General features: G+C 63.4%; 16 protein-coding genes and 1 tRNA gene. All 17 read left to right on the forward strand.

From position 1 onward, the window contains the following. Nucleotides 1-120 precede the first annotated feature (120 nt). The 17 genes from IVB36_RS30515 (at nt 121) to IVB36_RS30595 (ending at nt 17,865) form a co-directional block, all read left to right on the forward strand. Nucleotides 121-1,086: a sensor histidine kinase gene (locus tag IVB36_RS30515; RefSeq protein ID WP_085349750.1), complete on the forward strand. Its 966-nt coding sequence runs from the start codon at nt 121-123 to the stop codon at nt 1,084-1,086. 208 nt (nt 1,087-1,294) lie between these two features. Further along, nucleotides 1,295-3,031, forward strand: a complete 1,737-nt coding sequence (locus tag IVB36_RS30520) for an EAL domain-containing protein (protein WP_247394065.1) — start codon at nt 1,295-1,297, stop codon at nt 3,029-3,031. A 219-nt stretch (nt 3,032-3,250) separates the two neighbouring features. Next, a complete protein-coding gene (locus IVB36_RS30525; protein WP_018455865.1) occupies nt 3,251-4,435 on the forward strand; it encodes a substrate-binding domain-containing protein in 1,185 nt (394 codons plus the stop codon). Nucleotides 4,436-4,602: 167 nt separating this feature from the next. Beyond that, nucleotides 4,603-5,379 carry an ABC transporter ATP-binding protein gene (locus tag IVB36_RS30530; protein WP_018455864.1) on the forward strand — a complete coding sequence of 259 codons (777 nt, stop codon included), beginning with the start codon at nt 4,603-4,605 and terminating at the stop codon, nt 5,377-5,379. Then, a complete protein-coding gene (locus tag IVB36_RS30535; protein WP_018455863.1) occupies nt 5,376-6,098 on the forward strand; it encodes an ABC transporter ATP-binding protein in 723 nt (240 codons plus the stop codon). Before IVB36_RS30530 ends, IVB36_RS30535 begins: the two co-directional genes overlap by 4 nt. After that, complete coding sequence (locus IVB36_RS30540) at nt 6,095-7,105, forward strand: branched-chain amino acid ABC transporter permease (protein ID WP_247295907.1); 1,011 nt, start codon at nt 6,095-6,097, stop codon at nt 7,103-7,105. The genes IVB36_RS30535 and IVB36_RS30540 overlap by 4 nt, the downstream gene beginning before the upstream one ends. Further along, nucleotides 7,102-8,187: a branched-chain amino acid ABC transporter permease gene (locus IVB36_RS30545; protein WP_026233042.1), complete on the forward strand. Its 1,086-nt coding sequence runs from the start codon at nt 7,102-7,104 to the stop codon at nt 8,185-8,187. Before IVB36_RS30540 ends, IVB36_RS30545 begins: the two co-directional genes overlap by 4 nt. A gap of 124 nt (nt 8,188-8,311) precedes the next feature. Further along, nucleotides 8,312-11,422 (forward strand): EAL domain-containing protein, encoded by a 3,111-nt coding sequence (locus IVB36_RS30550; RefSeq protein WP_247295905.1) that lies wholly within the window; start codon nt 8,312-8,314, stop codon nt 11,420-11,422. Nucleotide 11,423: 1 nt separating this feature from the next. Then, nucleotides 11,424-12,479, forward strand: a complete 1,056-nt coding sequence (locus IVB36_RS30555) for a diguanylate cyclase (RefSeq protein WP_018455859.1) — start codon at nt 11,424-11,426, stop codon at nt 12,477-12,479. A gap of 74 nt (nt 12,480-12,553) precedes the next feature. Further along, nucleotides 12,554-12,630 (forward strand) — tRNA-Arg (locus IVB36_RS30560). Between the two features lie 163 nt (nt 12,631-12,793). Next, nucleotides 12,794-13,096: a hypothetical protein gene (locus tag IVB36_RS30565; RefSeq protein ID WP_247394068.1), complete on the forward strand. Its 303-nt coding sequence runs from the start codon at nt 12,794-12,796 to the stop codon at nt 13,094-13,096. Continuing rightward, entirely contained in the window at nt 13,093-13,776 is a 684-nt protein-coding gene (locus tag IVB36_RS30570; RefSeq protein ID WP_247394071.1) for a helix-turn-helix domain-containing protein, read from the forward strand. Before IVB36_RS30565 ends, IVB36_RS30570 begins: the two co-directional genes overlap by 4 nt. Nucleotides 13,777-14,165: 389 nt before the next feature. Next, entirely contained in the window at nt 14,166-14,453 is a 288-nt protein-coding gene (locus IVB36_RS30575) for a hypothetical protein (RefSeq protein WP_247394074.1), read from the forward strand. 143 nt (nt 14,454-14,596) lie between these two features. Continuing rightward, nucleotides 14,597-15,268, forward strand: coding sequence for an HK97 family phage prohead protease (locus tag IVB36_RS30580; protein WP_247394076.1), 672 nt, complete (start codon nt 14,597-14,599; stop codon nt 15,266-15,268). 6 nt (nt 15,269-15,274) lie between these two features. After that, nucleotides 15,275-16,549 carry a phage major capsid protein gene (locus tag IVB36_RS30585; protein ID WP_247394078.1) on the forward strand — a complete coding sequence of 425 codons (1,275 nt, stop codon included), beginning with the start codon at nt 15,275-15,277 and terminating at the stop codon, nt 16,547-16,549. A gap of 9 nt (nt 16,550-16,558) precedes the next feature. Next, nucleotides 16,559-17,050: a hypothetical protein gene (locus IVB36_RS30590; protein WP_247394079.1), complete on the forward strand. Its 492-nt coding sequence runs from the start codon at nt 16,559-16,561 to the stop codon at nt 17,048-17,050. Nucleotides 17,051-17,220: 170 nt separating this feature from the next. Then, complete coding sequence (locus IVB36_RS30595) at nt 17,221-17,865, forward strand: hypothetical protein (RefSeq protein WP_247394081.1); 645 nt, start codon at nt 17,221-17,223, stop codon at nt 17,863-17,865. Nucleotides 17,866-17,980 lie beyond the last annotated feature (115 nt).

The following is a 17,980-nucleotide window of genomic DNA, read 5'->3' on the forward strand; positions in this document are numbered from 1 at the left end:
CCGCGGCAGGCACTATTCCTGCCGGCTTCCGACAAGGCAAGCTTTGCTTGGGGCCGGCGACATGCGTAACATTCCTGGCGATCGCTCGATTGTCGAACGCATATCGCGACCGGACTGCGCATGGGGAAGCTGATCGACGAATTCCGCAAGGGCTGGCAGGGCGTGGCACCGCCGTCGCTCGGCCTGAGCCTTGCGTTTGCGGTCGCCTGCCTGCTGGTTGCGACGCTGGCGCGCTGGGCCCTCGCCCATGTGCGGCCCGACGTCTATTTCACGCCGTATTTCCCGGCCGTGTTCTTTGCAGCCGCGTTCGGCGGCTTCCGCATCGGCATCATCACGGCGCTGGTGGGCGGCGTGCTCGGCGTCGTCGTGAATTTCGGCGATGCCTTTGCCGATAACGCGCGATTCGCCCTGCTGGCGCTGTATTGGGCGGTCTGCGCGCTCACCATCTGGGGCGTCGAGCACTATCGCTCGCTCCTCGTCGAGCAGCGGCGGATTTCCAGACGCCTGATCGAGGAAGAAGACTACCGCAAGCTGCTGGTCGACGAGCTCCAGCACCGGCTGAAGAACAAGCTGTCGACGGTGCATGCCGTGCTGCATCAGGTGCTGCACGATCAGCCGCAAATCTGGGCCCGGATCGATCCGCGGCTGCGGTCGCTTGCCGCGACCGACGATTTGATCTCACGGATCGACAAGGCCGGCTGCGACATTCGCGACCTCCTGATCTCCGAGCTCGGCCCTTACGGCCATGTCCGCTTCACGCTCAACGGCGACCGGCTGTTCCTGCCGCCGAAACTTGCGGTCACGCTGTCCCTGATGTTTCACGAACTCGCCACCAACGCGGGGAAATATGGCGCGTTCTCCGCGCCGCGCGGGTTGTTGCAGGTGTCATGGACCGTCAGCGACGATCGCCTGACCGTGACCTGGGATGAAACCGAGGGTCCGAGCGTCGACAAGATCTCCGAGCCGGGTTTCGGCACCAAGCTGTTGAAGTCGGCGCTGTCGGCCTTCGACGGCAAGACTGAGGTTTCCTATCTCAGGACCGGACTTCATTGCACCATGCAATGCCGTATCCCCAAGGACGGTTAGACGCGGCGCCAACGAAACCCGTTCGCGCGCGTCGTTCGCGGTTTCACCGGACGCGTTGACGCCCTGTTAATGACGATAGGCTGCGCGCGTCGCATCGCCGCAAAACACCACCGTAATTCTCCGGGCCCCTTAACCAAACTTAAGAGGGAACCGCGCAAGATCGCGGCCATTGCAAAGGCGCGCTGAAACAACAAGATTCATGACTTCTATGAACGACAACAGATATTCCGGCGCGAGCGAAGCCGAACTCGGATTTCTCAAGGAAATCGTTAGAATGCTGCCTGCCGGCCTGACCGTGCAGGACGCGCAAGGCGAACTTCTCCTGGTCAACGATGTCGCGGCTGCCCAGCTCGGCATGGACGGCAGCCGCCCCTCGCGCGATCTAGCGTCGCGCCTCGAAGCCTGCCGGCAGGCCCTGAGCTCCGGCCAGGCGGTCGTCGCCGAGGAAGCGCTCCACGACGGAGCCGCACGCCAGGTGCTGCTGACCACCCATCGTCCGGTCCGCCTCGACGGACGCGAGCTGCTGATCTCGGCCTCCTCTGACATCACCGAGCAGAAGAATTTCGAAGACCAGCTGTTCCGCTCGGCCTATTTCGACGATCTGACCGGCCTGCCCTCGCGGCGCGTGATCGAGCATCGCGCCACCAGCCTGCTCGCGCAGGGTCGCACGGGCGATCGCTTTGCGCTCGCCTTTCTCGACGTCGACAATTTCAAGCACATCAACGACTATTACGGGCACGCCGTGGGCGACGCCCTGCTGGTCGAACTGTCGAAGCGGCTTGGACGCGGCTTGCGCGACTCGGACATGCTGTCGCGCATCTCCGGCGACGAATTCCTGCTGCTGCTATCGCCGATCCAGAACCAGGAGGAAGTCGCCGAATTCATGCAGTCGACGCTGGAGCGGCTGACCGCGCCGTTCTTCATCGACAATTCGGAAGTGTTCGCCTCAACCTCCGTCGGCATCAGCCTCTACCCCGATCACGGAAGCAGCTTCGAGACACTGCGCCAGAACGCCGACATCGCGATGTACCGCATCAAGAATGACGGCAAGGGATCGGCGGCCTTCTTCGATTCCAGCATGGAACGCGAGGCGCTGGCGCGGATGAAGATCGAGCAGTCGCTGCGGCAGGCCATCCTGGAGAAGCGCTTCTGCTGCGCCTTCCAGTCCAAGGTCGACATCCGCACGCAGGACGTGAAGGGCATCGAGGCCCTGGTGCGGCTGCGCGACGACGAGGGCGTGATCCAGGCGCCCGGCTCGTTCATCAATCTTGCCACCGAACTCGGGCTGATCGACGAGCTGACCCATCTCGTGCTCGCCGAGATCGTCAAGTCGATCGACCTGATCAACGAGACGTTCGGTGCGGAAGCGACCATCAGCATCAACGTCGCGGCCAAGCAGGCCGGCAACCCGGAATTCATGCGCAGCTTTGCCCAGGCGCTCGACGACACCGGCTTTCCGCAGCGCTTCATGATCGAGGTGACGGAAGACGCCTTCGTCGCCAAGAATCATTTCCAGGCCGAGATCCTGCCGATGTTCCGCAAGCTCGGCGTCGCCATCTCGATCGACGATTTCGGCACCGGCTATTCCTCGCTCTCGGCGCTGGCCGACATCACCGCGGACGAGATCAAGATCGACCGCTCCTTCATCACCGATATCCATAAGCGTCCACGCAACCAGGGCATCCTGCGCGCGATCGAATCCCTGAGCGAAGCGCTCGGCATGACCGTGATTGCCGAAGGCATCGAATCCTACGAGGAGCTCGCCTACCTCCAGGCTGCGACCAAGATCCGTTACGCGCAGGGCTATTACTTCTCCCGGCCGATCTTCCTGGAGGAGCTGAAGCTCGCAACGCCCATTTCCAGCGAAGCACGCGCCAGCGTCACAAACCGCTCGACGCAGCAGAACCGGCAGGGCTATTCCCGCGCGAACGGATACCGGCGGTAACCCCGGGCCTGAGTCGTTACTTTGCAAAGCCTGAGCAACCCGTTCCACGGGTGAGGTCAACAATTGCATCTGCCGATTTCTTCGGCAGAAGCGATCCGGCTCGGCCGGGCCGGACAATATCACACATGCCCGTCGCGTGGTCCGCCGGAAGGTGGAATTGCAATGTCCGCACGGTTGTGCAAATCGCTATGGCCAAAGAACTCATCAGGAGGGACCATCGTGCGCCGATCGCTCATCTTAACAACAACCATCCTCGCCCTCGCCGCGGGCACCTCCGCACAGGCCGACGATCTCAAGATCGCGCTGATCTATGGCAAGACCGGCCCGCTCGAGGCCTATGCCAAGCAGACCGAGACCGGCCTGCAGATGGGGTTCGAATACGCCACCAAGGGCACCATGACGCTCGACGGGCGCAAGATCGTCGTCATCACCAAGGACGACCAGGGCAAGCCGGATCTCTCCAAGGCCGCGCTCGCGGAAGCCTATCAGGACGACAAGGTTGACATCGCGATCGGCACGACCTCGTCGGCCGCGGCACTCGCGATCCTGCCTGTCGCCGAGGAAAACAAGAAGATCCTGATCGTCGAGCCCGCGGTCGCGGATCAGATTACCGGCGAGAAGTGGAATCGCTACATCTTCCGCACCGCGCGCAACTCGTCGCAGGACGCGATCTCGAACGCGGTCGCGATCGGCAAGCAGGGCGTCACCGTCGCGACGCTGGCGCAGGACTACGCCTTCGGCCGCGACGGCGTCGCCGCCTTCAAGGAGGCGCTCGGCAAGACCGGGGCGACGCTCGCCGCCGAAGAATATGCCCCGACCTCGACCACCGACTTCACCGCGGTCGGCCAGCGCCTGTTCGACGCGCTGAAGGACAAGCCGGGCCGCAAGGTGATCTGGGTGATCTGGGCCGGCGCCGGCAATCCGCTGGCGAAACTCCAGGACATGGATCCGAAGCGCTACGGCATCGAACTGTCCACCGGCGGCAACATCCTGCCGGCGCTCGCCGCCTACAAGGGCCTGCCCGGCATGGAAGGCGCGACCTATTATTTCTACGCGATCCCGAAGAACCCGGTAAATGACTGGCTTGTCGCCGAGCACCAGAAGCGCTTCAACGCGCCGCCGGACTTCTTCACCGCGGGCGGATTCGCCGCGGCGATGTCCGTCGTCGCCGCCGTCACCAAGGCGAAGTCGACCGACACCGAGAAGCTGATCACGGTCATGGAAGGCCTGGAGTTCGATACGCCCAAGGGCAAGATGATGTTCCGCAAGGAAGACCATCAGGCGCTGCAGAGCATGTATCACTTCAAGGTCAAGGTCGATCCGAATGTCGCCTGGGCCGTGCTCGAGCCGGTGCGCGAGCTGAAGATCGAGGACATGGACGTTCCGGTCAAGAACAAGCGCTGATCTTTCTTCCTTCACCTCTCCCGCTTGCGGGAGAGGCCGGGAGAAGGCTCTGTCCTCTTGGGGTTCTCGCCTGAGGAGACACCCTCTCCCACCCTCTCCCGCAAGCGGGAGAGGGAGCGCAGCCTGATCGCGGACAAATTCTCCTCTCATCATTTGCCAGATCCGCCATGACGCTGACCCTCGAAACCCGCGACCTCACCATCCGCTTCGGCGGCCATGTCGCGGTCAACAGCGTCACTTGCAGCTTCCGCCCGGGCGAACTCACCGCGATCGTCGGCCCGAACGGCGCCGGCAAGACCACTTATTTCAACCTGATCTCCGGCCAGCTCCGCGCATCGAGCGGCAGCATTCTGTTCGACGGCACCGACATCACCCAGCATTCCGCGCCGATGCGGACGCGCGCAGGCCTGGGGCGCGCCTTCCAGCTCACCAACCTCTTTCCGAATCTGTCGGTGGAGGAAAACGTCCGCCTCGCGGTGCAGGCCGCCAACGGCACTCACTACGACATGTTGCGGCCCTGGATGGTCCGCCGCGATCTGATCGCCCGCGCCGATGCTATCCTGGATCAGGTCGCGCTCGGCGGCCGCCGTGGCGTCGCCGCGACCGCACTGTCGCATGGCGATCAGCGCAAGCTCGAGGTCGCGCTGATGATGGCGCTCGAGCCAAAGGTGTTCATGTTCGACGAGCCGACCGCGGGCATGAGCATCGACGAGGTGCCGGTCGTGCTGAACCTGATCGCGCAGCTCAAGCAGGACAAAAGCAGGATCATTCTCCTGGTCGAGCACAAGATGGACGTGGTGCGATCGCTCGCCGACCGCATCATCGTGTTGCATAACGGGCAGCTTGTTGCGGACGGCAGGCCTGCCGAGGTGATTGCGTCACCGATCGTGCAGGAAGCCTATCTCGGCGTCGCGCCCAATAAAGTTGCAGGGAGCGCAGCATGACCGATCTGTTGAGGCTCTCCGGTGTTCACACTCATATCGGCCGCTATCACATCCTCCAGGGCATCGATCTCGCTGTCGCGCAGGGGCAGACCACGATGCTGCTCGGCCGCAACGGCGCCGGCAAGACCACGACGTTGCGCACCATCATGGGCCTCTGGCAGGCCTCCTCCGGCGAGATCAGCCTCGCCGGCGAGCGCATCGAGAGCCGTGCGACGCCCGACATCGCGCGGCTCGGCGTCGGCTACGTGCCGGAGAGCATGGCGGTGTTCTCCGACCTCACGGTGAAGGAAAATCTGGTGCTGGCGGCGCGCGACGGACCACTCGACGACGCCCAGCTGGACTGGATTTTTGGCTTCTTCCCCGCGCTGCGCCGGTTCTGGCTGTCGCGCGCGGGAAGTCTCTCGGGCGGACAGAAGCAGATGCTGTCGATTGCCCGCGCCATCATCGAACCCCGCAAGCTCCTGCTGATCGACGAGCCGACCAAGGGGTTGGCGCCGGCGATCGTGATGGCGCTGATCGAGTGCCTGAAGGAGATCAAGCGCAAGGGCGCCACGATCCTGATGGTCGAGCAGAATTTCTTTGCCGCCCGCGAGCTCGGCGACAACGTGCTGGTGATGGACAACGGCACCATCGTTCATCGCGGCGAGATGGCGGCCTTGGCCTCAGACGTGCCGCTGCAGGAGCGGCTGCTCGGCCTGAGCCTGGAGACGCATCAATGACCGAGCTCGCCGCAACCGATCCGCTGCCGAAGCCGAAGCGCGACATCGCGCCGATCCTGCTGCCGATCGCGGTCGCCCTGGTGATGATCCCGCTGATCGGCTCGCCCAGCACCTGGCTGACGCTGACGGCCGCGAGCCTCGCGATGGGCATGATGATCTTCATCATGGCCTCCGGCCTGACGCTCGTGTTCGGCCTGATGGACGTGCTCAATTTCGGCCATGGCGCCTTCATCGCGGTCGGGGCCTATGTCGCGACCCTGGTGCTGGCGCCGTTCGCCGCTTCCCTCCAGGCGGATTCGCTGTGGACTAACCTCGCGGTGCTGGCGCCGGCGGCACTGCTGTCGATGGCGGTATCCGGCGCGCTCGGGCTGGTTGTCGAGCGGGTGCTGATCCTGCCCGTCTACGGTCAGCATCTGAAGCAGATCCTGATGACGACGGGCGGCCTGATCGTCGCCGAGCAGACGCTCTATGCGGTGTGGGGGCCGCAGATCATCCCGACGCCGCTGCCGACGTCGCTGCGCGGCTCCTTCATCCTCGGCGACGTCGCGATCGCGAAATACCGCGTGCTGGCGACGCTGATCGGCCTCGCCGTCTTCATCGCGATCCAGCTCGTGCTCAACCGAACCAAGCTTGGCCTTCTGATCCGCGCCGGCGTCGAGAACCGCGAGATGGTCGAGGCGCTCGGCTATCGCATTCGCCGTCTGTTCCTCGGCGTGTTCATGACGGGATCGGCGCTCGCCGGCCTCGGCGGCGTGATGTGGGCGCTGTATCGCGAGCAAGTCCACGCCTCCATGAGCGACGACCTCACCGTCCTGATCTTCATCGTCGTCATCATCGGCGGCCTCGGCTCGATCGGCGGCTGCTTCATCGGCGCGATCCTGGTGGCGATGATTGCCAATTACGGCGGCTTCCTGGTGCCTAAGCTCGCCCTCGTCTCCAATATCCTGCTGATGGTCGCCATTCTGATGTGGCGGCCGCGCGGCCTCTATGCGGTGACCAGCCGATGATGATCCTGTCAGGCGATCCGCCGCGCAGCCGCGTGCTCACGCTCGTTCTCGTCCTCATCATCCTGGCGCTGGTGGCGACGCCGTTCCTGTCTCCCGGGGCGAAGGCGCTGAACGTCGCGGCCAAGATCTGCGTCTTCGCCGCGCTGGTCGCCTCCTACGACCTCCTGCTCGGCTATACCGGCTCGGTGTCATTCGCACACACCATGTTCTACGGGATCGGCAGCTACGCGATCGCGATCGCGCTGTACGGGATGGGCCCGAATTGGGGCGCGGTCGCAACCGGCATCGTGGTCGGCCTGCCGCTTGCCGCGCTGCTTGCGCTTGCGATCGGACTGTTCTCGCTGCGGGTTGCCGCGATCTTCTTTGCCATGATCACGCTCGCGGTCGCATCCGCCTTCCAGGTGCTGGCCTCGCAGCTGTCCTGGCTGACCGGCGGCGAAGACGGGCGCAGCTTTCAGCTGCCCGAGCTGCTCAGGCCCGGCACGGTGCTGATCTCGAAGAACGTGCTGGGATTCGAGGTCAACGGCCGCCTCCTGACCTACTATCTGGTGTTCGCCGTCTCGGCCCTGATGATCCTCGCTTTGCTGCGGGTGGTGAACTCGCCGTTCGGGCGCGTGCTGCAGGCGATCCGCGAAAACCGCTTCCGCGCCGAGGCGCTCGGCTTCCGCACCGTTTTCCACCTGAGCTACGCCAACTGCATCGCCGCACTGGTCGCCGCCGGCGCCGGCATTCTCAATGCACTGTGGCTGCGCTATGCCGGTCCCGATACCTCGCTCAGCTTCTCGATCATGCTGGACATCCTGCTGATGGTCGTGATCGGCGGCATGGGCACGATCTACGGCGCGATCATCGGCGCCACCATCTTCATCCTCGCCCAGAACTATCTGCAGGCGCTGATGGGCGTCGCCTCCAAGGCGGCCTCGGAAGCCGGCCTGCCACTGCTGCCGGGGCTGTTGCATCCAGACCGCTGGCTGCTGTGGCTCGGGCTGCTTTTCATCGCCAGCGTCTACTTCTTTCCGACCGGCGTGGTCGGACGGCTGCGCAATCTCGGCGGCGACAAGAGCGCGAGCGGATCGCATTAACGCGTGATTCATGATGCAGCTCGGCGCAACCGTATTCGTGCAACGAGATTAACCCCCAGGTAACTGGCTTTCCTAAGCTTTACGCCATTTGTGCGGTGTATTCCTGTCCTTCCAGGGGGAGGGAATGCGCCAGGTCTTTGCAGAGATTGCGTCACGAATGTTCCTAGCCGCGAAGCACGGCTGGGAGGCAGCCATCCGGCGCGGACCGGTGCTGTGGCTTACTTTGTGCGGCGTGTTGCTGGTCGCCGGGATCTTCGCGGTGACCGCCATGGCCGTCGGCGAATTTCGCGAACGTACCCTGACCAACCGCGAGCGCGAGCTGGAAAACACGGTGCAGCTGATCGCGCGGCACTTCGATCAACAATTCGAAGATGCGGACGTCGTCGCCGCCGATGTGATCGGGCAGATGAATCTGCCGGAGATCAGTTCCGCCACGGCTTTCCGCGAGCGCATGTCCGGACCCGCGACGAACCAGATGCTGCGGAGCAAGATCAGCTCGGTGTCTTATCTCGGCGACATCGCGATCTACGATGCCGACGGCGAGCTGATCAACTGGTCGCGAGCCCAGCCGCTGCCCAAGATCAACATCTCCTCGCGCGCCTACTTCCAGACCTTCAAATCCGATCCGATGGCCGAACCGGTGATTCTGGAGTCGGTCCGCAGTTTCATCATCGGCAAATGGACCACGATTGTCGCACGTCGGCTGAGCGGCGTGGACGGCAGCTTCCTCGGCACGATGGTCCGCCGGATCGATCCGGACAGCTACCAGAACTATTTCGCATCCGTTGCGCTTGCGGAGGGCACGGCGATCTCGCTGTTCGACCGCAATGGCAAGATGCTGTCGCGCTACCCGCATGTCGAAGAGCTGATCGGCAGGGACTTCAAGGACGCGCCGCTGATGCGCAAGATGCTGGCCGAAGGTGGCCGGCACACCCTGCGCGTCAGGGGCCCGATCGACGGCGACGAGCGCCTCGGCTCCGGCGCCTCGCTTTCGCATTTCCCGCTGGTCATCGTCGCGACCAACACCACGAGCGCGGCGCTGGCCGACTGGCGGCAGCAGACCGGTTTCATGGTCACCACCGCCGCGCTTTCGGCGACCGTGATTGCGCTGATCCTGTTCCTGATCGTTCGCCAGATCAGCCGTCAGAATCGGGAGGCGCAGCAGCGGCTGGAAGCGGAGCGAGGGCGGCTCGACACCGCCTTGAACAACATGTCGCAAGGGTTGATCCTGTACGATGCAGCCGGATACATCGTCACCTGCAACCGCCGCTACGCCGACATGTTCGGCCTCTCCCACGACGTCATCAAGCCCGGCTGTCACATCCGCGAGGCGATGTATCATCGCAAGGAGCGCGGCGCGTTCGAAGGCGATGTCGAGGCATTTTGCGCCGACGTCATGAGGATCGTCGCGGAGGGCACGGTCTCCACCAGAAGCCATCACTTGCCGAGCGGCCGCGCTTTCCAGGTCATCAACACCCCACTCGCGCAGGGCGGATGGGTGGCCACGATCGAAGACATCACCGAACGCCGCAATCTGGAGCAGGAACGCGACCGCAACTACATGTTCCTGCGCGAGATCATCGACCACATCCCATCGCAGATCACGGTGAAGGATGCTCAAACGCGGCAATATCTGCTGGTCAACCGGACCGCGGAAGAGCAATTCGGCCAATCGAGTGAAAACATCGTTGGCAAGACTCCCTTCGACATTTACCCGGATGCCTCCGCCAGAGTCGTCACCGACGACGACAGCAAGGCGCTGCAGATGACCGAGGGATTGTTCAAAGACGAACATGCCTGGCAGAGCCAGGCCAAGGGAATGCGCTACATCACCTCGACCCGGATCGGGATCCGCGACAATTCCGGCGAGCCGCGTTACCTCATCAACGTGGTCGAGGACGTCACCGAACGACGGCGCGCCGACGAGAAGATCGCGCATATGGCGCATTACGATGCGCTCACCGACCTGCCCAACCGGACGCTATTCCGCGAGCAGATCGAGCGCGAACTTGAGAAGGTCGGCGGCGGCAGTCAGTTCGCGCTGCTCTATATCGACGTCGACGAGTTCAAGGGCATCAACGATTCGCTCGGCCATCACGTCGGCGACGAGCTGTTGAAGGGAATCGCCGCCCGCATCCGCGGCTGCCTCGGACAGGACGACCTGATCGCGCGGCTCGGCGGCGACGAATTCGCGGTGATCCAGACCGGCATCAAGTCGTCCGCCGACGTGGTGTCATTCGTGACGCGGATCTTCGAGGCGATCCGCCGGCCCTATCACTGCTTCGGCCATCAGCTCTCCACCGACGCCAGCATCGGCATCGCGATGGCGCCGCAGGACGGCACCGATCTCGACCAGCTCATCAAGAATGCCGATCTCGCGATGTACGGCGCCAAGGCCGGAGGACGCCGCGCTCACCGCTTCTTCGAGCCGGAGATGGATGCGAGCGCCAAGGCGCGCCTGAGCCTGGAGCAGGATCTGCGGCAGGCCCTGGTGAACGGCGGTTTCGAGATCCACTATCAGCCGCTGGTCGACTTGCGCACCAATGAGGTCACAGGCTGCGAGGCGCTGCTGCGCTGGCGGCATCCCGAGCGCGGCATGGTGTCGCCGGCGGAGTTCATTCCGATTGCCGAGGACACCGGCCTGATCAACGAGCTCGGCGACTGGGTGCTGCGCATGGCCTGCAACGAGGCCGCGACCTGGCCGGCGCATGTGCGTGTCGCGGTCAACGTCTCGCCGGTGCAGCTCAAATGCGACACGCTGGCACTGCGGATCGCCGGCGCGCTCGTCGCTTCCGGACTTGCCCCCTCCCGGCTCGAGCTCGAGATCACCGAGGCCGTGCTGATCCGCGACGACGAGGCGGCGCTCTCGATCCTGCACCAGCTCCGCGCCATCGGCGTGCGCATCGCGCTCGACGATTTCGGCACCGGCTACTCCTCGCTCAGCTATCTGAAGCGCTTTCCGTTCGACAAGATCAAGATCGACCGCTGTTTCGTCGCTGATATCGCCGAGACGAGCGGCGCGCCCGTGATCGTGCAGGCGGTGGTGAACATCGCCGCCGCCAGCGACATGACCACGGTCGCGGAGGGCGTCGAGACCGAGGCGCAGCGCGAGATGCTGCGTGCGCTCGGCTGCACGGAGATGCAGGGTTATCTCTTCAGCAGACCGAAGCCGGCCAGCGAAGTGCGAAAGCTGTTCGGTTCGAGCCATGCCTTGCCGGTGGCGGCGGTGGCCTGAGATGGCGAAGCCGGGGAAAACGCCAGCCAAGACGGTCGACGTTGCGGATTCCTATGCCGTGCGGCTGATGCAGCATCTGGTGGTGCCGACCTTCGTGATCGACCCCAAGCGCCGCGTCGTGATCTGGAACAGGGCCTGCGAGCGGCTGACCGGTGTCGCCGCCTCCGAGGTGATCGGCACCAATAAGCACTGGCAGGCCTTCTACGAGACCAGGCGCCCTTGCCTCGCTGACCTCGTCGCGCTCGACCGCCCGGAACAGCTGCCGGCGTTCTATTCGGAATATGCCGCGCGCGGTCATAACGGGCTCGGCTTCAGCGCCGAAAACTGGTGCGTGATGCCGAAGCTCGGCAGCCAGCTCTATCTCGCCATCGACGCCGGCCCCATTCACGACGAGGCCGGCCATCTGATCGCGGTGGTGGAGACTTTGCGCGACCTTGCCGACCAGAAGCGCGCCGAGATGGCCCTGAAGGAGCTTGCCACCAAGGACGGGCTGACCGGCCTGTCGAACCGCCGCGCGTTCGACCAGATGCTGATGAGTGAATGGGCCCGCGCCCAGCGGACGCAGAAGCCCATGGCGCTGCTGTTCGTCGATGTCGATCATTTCAAGCTGTTCAACGACCGCCACGGCCACCAGAGCGGCGACGAATGCCTGCGCGCGGTCGCGTCCGTCGTCAGCCGGTATGCCGTGCGCCCGCTCGATCTCGCCAGCCGTTATGGCGGCGAGGAATTCGCGCTGATCCTGCCGGACATGGGTTGCGATGCCGCCTGCGCCATCGCCGACGAAATCCGCTGCGCGGTGATGGCCTTGCGGGTCACCCACGGCGCCATCGGTGCCGGCGAGCACGTCACCCTGAGTGTCGGCGTCGCCAGCCACATTCCGGACGAAACCGACGACAGCCCCCAACGGCTGCTGGGCGCGGCCGACCAGGCGCTCTATGCGGCCAAACGGCTCGGCCGCAACCGCGTCATGTGCTCCGAACGGCTGCTCGCCGAGTTCGCCAAGCTCGGGCGGGACGGCGTGCCGGTTCCTGACCGCGCGACTCGTAAATCAGCCTAGCCCAAATCAGCCTGGACGAAGCCGGCGGAAGCGGTTGCCCACCCTCCGCCAATCGGCTAAATGAACCTCGACTAGCACCCGTAGCTCAGCTGGATAGAGCGTTGCCCTCCGAAGGCAAAGGTCACACGTTCGAATCGTGTCGGGTGCGCCAGTTTTCCGCACTTTCAAACTCATCAGTCCGCAGAATGTCCGCGTAATCTGTTCGCAGGTCGTTCTCTGCGCGCGTGCGCCGGCAATTCTGGCGGTGCCGTTTTGGAACAGCCAGAAGATGCTTCTGGCAACCGTTTCTCGTCGGCACAGTTGCGGAGGCCGTCGTGAAATCCGGCGGCTGGAAGCATAACCAGGAAACCAACGCCAAGATCGCGGCGACCAGGCGCGCGCAGCTGAGCGACCCTGCAGAGCGCGCCAAAATCAGTGAAGCGACTAAAGCCCGCATGGCGGATCCTGCCGTACGGCAGCGCATTCGTGACGGAATGCTGAGGGCCAGCGGCTCAGCCGACGAGCTGCGGACGCTGCGGGCTGTCTGGCGCGCAACGCGCACCACTGTTCGGGCGCGGTTTCTGGCCGAGCTGCTCGAGCCGGTCTGTCGCTCCGGTCGCGAGGACGATCAGTCATGAGCTGGCAGGCTACTGCATGGGCCGCAAAGCAGGTAACCGGCTCGGCTTCGAACAAGATAACCTTGTACGCGCTGGCGAACTATGCGGACGACAAGGGCATTTGCTGGCCCACGCAAGAGACCCTCGCTAGGGACACTGAGCAAAGCGTCGATACCGTCCAGCGGCGCATCAAGTCGCTCGTTAAGCTCGGCCTGGTGCGCGTCGAAACGCGGCCCGGCGGCCGCGGCCAGTGGGATGGCAGGAAGTATCAACTGGCGATGGGTGTTGCAGAAATGTCCGAGCCGCAATCTGCGGTGCGGTCGAGGCCGGCAAATGAGCCCGCAGCCAAGCCTCACCATGCCGCACCAGGCCCGGCCACCATACCGCACCAGGCCCGGTCACCGTACCGCACAGCTGTGCGGCGTAAACCTTCAATAGAACATCCAATAGAACCTTCAGCGCGCACAACTGCAAATTCCGCTGACGAGCGTCTGCGGGCTTTCCAGGCGAAGTGTGAGCCGACAGAGGTCATCCAGAACCGCATAGCTCAGCGCCTTGGGTCGGAAGGCTGGCTGATCCTAGGCGAGTTGAGCGATGCGCAGCGCGCAAGGCTCACCACGCTGCAGCGTCGCGGCGAGCTCGACGATGCGGCCCTAGCGACCTTCGCCGCGACAGTGCGCCTGGCGCGAGCGCCTCCGTGACCGGGGTGGGGCGGGTCAAAAGTCCACGCAGGAAGCCCGCGCAGACCGGCCTCTCTCTCATTCGCAGGTTTTTTTCCCGCTCAGCAGCGTTTTTCGGGACCAGTAGCAAGGTTGATCGATGAGCTCTCAAAGACCGATCGAGTCAAATCAAGCACTTAGCGATTCGGCGGGCGGCCGCGCGGTCGAATTGCCGGCAGGAAAATCGAATTATTTCCCGCAGCTGAATTTGCCATTGCGACAGCCGGTGACGTGCGTCGTTTGCGACGGGCCGTTCGAAATCGTTCGCCGGCGCGGCCGGCCTCAAAAATTTTGTTCCGCTCGCTGCCGAGCGGAACAGCTTCGCTGCCAGCAGACTGCCTGGACCGTTCGACAGAAAAGGAAAATCAACAATGGATGAAAATCGAAAGCATATCCGCGATCTGATCGCGGCCAACGCCGGCGCGCTGGCCGGCAATTTGAGAAATCTGTGGGTGCGCTCAATCGAGGATCTGCAGGACGGCGGCGTTGATCTCGCAGCCCTCGCGGATGCGATGTTCGATGTCGGCCTAACCTACAAGATTGCGATCGAGGGCAAGCACCGAACGGTCGAAACCCTGCGCGCCGTTGCTGACATGCTCGAGGAGAAGCTTCCGGACGCCGCGCCGCGCCGCGCCGCAAAGTCGGGGAGGCCGAATTGACAGAATCGCTCAAATCAGATTGTGCTGACCTGGTCGTCACGGCGGATCGCCGGGCGCGCCCTACTCACGGCAACGCGAAAGCGGGCTGCGAGCAAAGCCAGATCGAGCATTCGCGCTCGCAACCTTTGCCGTGGAATTTGCCGATGAGCATCAAACACCAAAATCTCGACGCGTCGCGCCAGCACAAGCAGGCCGCGCCCACACGCTTCAAGCTTGCTGCCTCGGCAGGGCGCATCGAAGGTTACGGATCGATCTTCGGGAACGTCGACAGCTACGGCGAGCGCGTCGTCAGGGGCGCGTTCGCCGGCTCGATCCAAAAATTCAAAGCCGAAAAGCGGATGCCGGCGCTGCTGTGGCAGCATCGCTCGGATGAGCCGATCGGCCGCTGGATCGACATGCAGGAGGATGAGGTTGGCCTCTGGATGCATGGCGAGTTCAATCTCGAGACGACCCGCGGCAAGGATGCCTATCACCACGTCCAGGCGGGCGACGTCGACGGCCTATCGATCGGCTATGAGACGATCAAAGCGCAGCCGAACGGCAAGGTCTTGGATCTGCTCGAGCTGCGGCTGATGGAAACCAGCATCGTCACGTTTCCAGCGAACCCAAAAAGCCGAGTTACCGGCGTGAAGGCCGAATCGTCGGCCGACGTCGAACGAATACTGCGCGAGGGCGGATTGCCCCGCGCATATGCGGCCAAGTTCGCGCAGGCCGGATGGGCCGCGCTAGCTGGGCAAACTTCCGACCACGATCTCAAACTCAACGAGCTGCTCGAGCTGGTCAAATCCGCTCGAGTTGATCTCAGAAAGGTCTAATCCACCATGAAACGCTACCTGCCTGTGATGGCGCTTGCCGCCATCGTCCTGATTGCCGCTGTCGCGGTAATGGGTTTCGACTATTCCGCCGTTGCGCACGCCCACGGTTTCGCCGGCACGATCGCCGACGCCGCCGGCGGCGCCGCCGCGACCGAAGAGCTTATGCGTCAGTTTAAAGCTCACAATTCCGACGTGCTCACCAAGTTGGAAGCCGCTGGCGTCGAGACCAAAGGCCTCGCGGCGCGCATGACCGAAATTGAGCAGCGAATGACGCAGCTCAAGCACGGCGGTTCGGCCGACCTGGTCGCTGACAGCTGGGGCGCGCAGGTTATCCGCAACGACGCCGCTAAGGCGCTTAACTCGACGTTCAAAGGCCGCATGCGCTTCGACGTGAAGACGACAGCGACGCTGACCAGCGCAAGCGGCGGCGCCGCTGGTGACGCTGGCGCACTCGTTCGCCCAGATCGTCAGGCCGGCTTCATCGAGTTGGCCCGCCGGAAGCTTCGTATGCGGGATGTGTTGGCGCCTGGCTCGACCACCAGCAATTCGATCGAATGGCCGCGCCAGACGGCCCGGAGTAACAACGCCGCGACCGTTGCGGAAGCTGCTCTCAAGCCGCAGTCGGACATGACTTTTGACATGCCGACGTGGCCTGTCCGAACACTGGCGACGTGGATCCTGGCGTCGCGGCAGATCCTTGACGACGCCGCGGCGCTGCAAAGCGCGATCGACGCCGAACTGCGCTTCATGCTGGCTGATACGGAAGATGGTCAGCTGCTCAACGGCGCCGGTACGGGCACCGATCTGCTCGGCGTCTACACGGCAGCGACGGCATTTTCCGCGCCGTTCGTGCCCACCGCCGCCGGCAGTGTCAATCAGATCGATATCCTGCTGATGGCGATCGCGCAGCTGCAGAATGCCGATTACGATCCGGATTTCATCGCGTTGAATCCACTGGATTGGGCCGACATTCTGCTGGTCAAGGACGACCAAGGTAAATATGTCGGCGACGGCCCGTTCTCGCAGCAGGCGGCGCTGCTCTGGACGTTGCCCGTGGTCACCACCAAGAGCATGACCCGGCGCAAATTCATGGTCGGATCCGGCAAGCGGGGCGCGCAGATCTTCGACCGGCAGGAGGCAACCGTCGAAGTCAGCACGGAAGACTCAGACAATTTTCGCAAGAACCTGGTCACGCTCCTGGCCGAGGAGCGCCTCGCGCTCGTCATCAAGCGCGCCGACAGCTTCGTAAAGGGCGACTTCGACGCCGCGCTGGCGAGCTAGGCGGCCGCCGTGACACCCTACAGCGGTTACCTCGCGCTCGGAAACCTCGACGACTCGGGGATCTTCACGGAGTTGACGGTCGCCGGTGGCGCCGTTGGCTACGTCCGACAGGCTATCTCTCTGGCGCCTGCGGGCGCCGGATCTCTGGTGAACTCGGCCGCGATCAACTTTCCAGTCGCGACCGTACCCTACATCTGGCCGAGCTTCCGCGCCTATGCCGTCTTTGACGCGGCGTCGGCCGGCAATCGTCAGATGGCCTGGCGGCTCGGCAATCCGATCGTCATCGCTGCCGGCGATCGGCATCGGCTCAAGGCAGGCGATATCGAGTTGAACTTTCCCGTGGCGACGTCGTCGCTCGGAACGGAAGTGCTGCTTTCGCAGACCTTCACGATATCGCCGGACAAGGTGCTCACTCAGCTGCCCAGCGTGACCATGACGCAGGCGGCATATGACGCGTTGCCAGTTAAGGACGCGATGACACTGTACGTGATTGTTGGGTGAGTTCTGAACTGGCGGCGGCGGGTGCTTCCGCCCACCGCCGCTACCCCAGGGTTCTTAGGATAAGGAGTTGACTCAAATGGCTATCTTCACCGCAATAGCAGCGGCGCTGGCGCTGCCTGCGTTCTTCGCGACACCATTTGTTGGTGAGGCCTTCATCGACGAGGTAGGTCATGACTGCGATTAGTGTTTGCGTCACGTCTGATGCGGCTCACTTATTCTCGGACGCGGGACTCATGGACCCGGCGTGCAGCAAGATCGAAGGAATCGGCAGTAAAGTGGCGATCTTGCCGGAATATAACGCCGTACTGGTCGCAAACGGCTTCACCTTCGTTGAACAAATTTTGCGGGCTACCTTGGCATTCGTTAGGTTCGATCATTTCGATGCGCTTTGCGCTGGCTTCCCGGAAGTGATCGGCAAAGCCGTCGAAAATGGCGTTCGGTATGGTGCACCCGCAGATTGGGGAAACACAGAGATCATCCTCGCCGGATGGTCGCTGGCTAAAAACGCGCCGACTGCGATGGTGTTCGCGTCCTATGAGAAGTTCGCGGGGAAGCAGGTAAGGACGTTCATCCGTCCCATGGTGAATATTAGTCTAGACCCGAGCGATATTGAGCAGTCTGGCTTGAGGCTGATGCAGGCTCAACGCGCGGCGACATTTCCGATCGAAGACAGCGGTGGTGGCCTGTTCATGAAGTCCAAAAGAGGGCGATGGGTCGTGCATGGTTTCTGCCAGCACACGGTTGTGACGCGAGACTCGATCCGCACGCGCGTTCTTGAGCGTTGGCCCGACGTCGTGCACCGCGAACCAGCCTAAGGCCGAGTGCCGATCCCCGTGTTACGGCTAACTTATTTGCGCCGATTACGCATCCCAGGTATCCGTAACAAATGCCCATCCCTTCTTGCTCAGATTGCGGTTACGAGAACCCGCT

The sequence above is a fragment of the Bradyrhizobium sp. 35 genome (genome assembly GCF_023073215.1).
Classification (GTDB): domain Bacteria; phylum Pseudomonadota; class Alphaproteobacteria; order Rhizobiales; family Xanthobacteraceae; genus Bradyrhizobium; species Bradyrhizobium canariense_D.

Coding starts and splice junctions, on each gene's coding strand:
- IVB36_RS30515 (WP_085349750.1), top strand. CDS start 121: ATGGGGAAGCTGATCGACGAATTCCGCAAGGGCTGGCAGGGCGTGGCA.
- IVB36_RS30520 (WP_247394065.1), top strand. CDS start 1,295: ATGAACGACAACAGATATTCCGGCGCGAGCGAAGCCGAACTCGGATTT.
- IVB36_RS30530 (WP_018455864.1), top strand. CDS start 4,603: ATGACGCTGACCCTCGAAACCCGCGACCTCACCATCCGCTTCGGCGGC.
- IVB36_RS30535 (WP_018455863.1), top strand. CDS start 5,376: ATGACCGATCTGTTGAGGCTCTCCGGTGTTCACACTCATATCGGCCGC.
- IVB36_RS30540 (WP_247295907.1), top strand. CDS start 6,095: ATGACCGAGCTCGCCGCAACCGATCCGCTGCCGAAGCCGAAGCGCGAC.
- IVB36_RS30545 (WP_026233042.1), top strand. CDS start 7,102: ATGATGATCCTGTCAGGCGATCCGCCGCGCAGCCGCGTGCTCACGCTC.
- IVB36_RS30550 (WP_247295905.1), top strand. CDS start 8,312: ATGCGCCAGGTCTTTGCAGAGATTGCGTCACGAATGTTCCTAGCCGCG.
- IVB36_RS30555 (WP_018455859.1), top strand. CDS start 11,424: ATGGCGAAGCCGGGGAAAACGCCAGCCAAGACGGTCGACGTTGCGGAT.
- IVB36_RS30570 (WP_247394071.1), top strand. CDS start 13,093: ATGAGCTGGCAGGCTACTGCATGGGCCGCAAAGCAGGTAACCGGCTCG.
- IVB36_RS30575 (WP_247394074.1), top strand. CDS start 14,166: ATGGATGAAAATCGAAAGCATATCCGCGATCTGATCGCGGCCAACGCC.
- IVB36_RS30580 (WP_247394076.1), top strand. CDS start 14,597: ATGAGCATCAAACACCAAAATCTCGACGCGTCGCGCCAGCACAAGCAG.
- IVB36_RS30585 (WP_247394078.1), top strand. CDS start 15,275: ATGAAACGCTACCTGCCTGTGATGGCGCTTGCCGCCATCGTCCTGATT.
- IVB36_RS30595 (WP_247394081.1), top strand. CDS start 17,221: ATGACTGCGATTAGTGTTTGCGTCACGTCTGATGCGGCTCACTTATTC.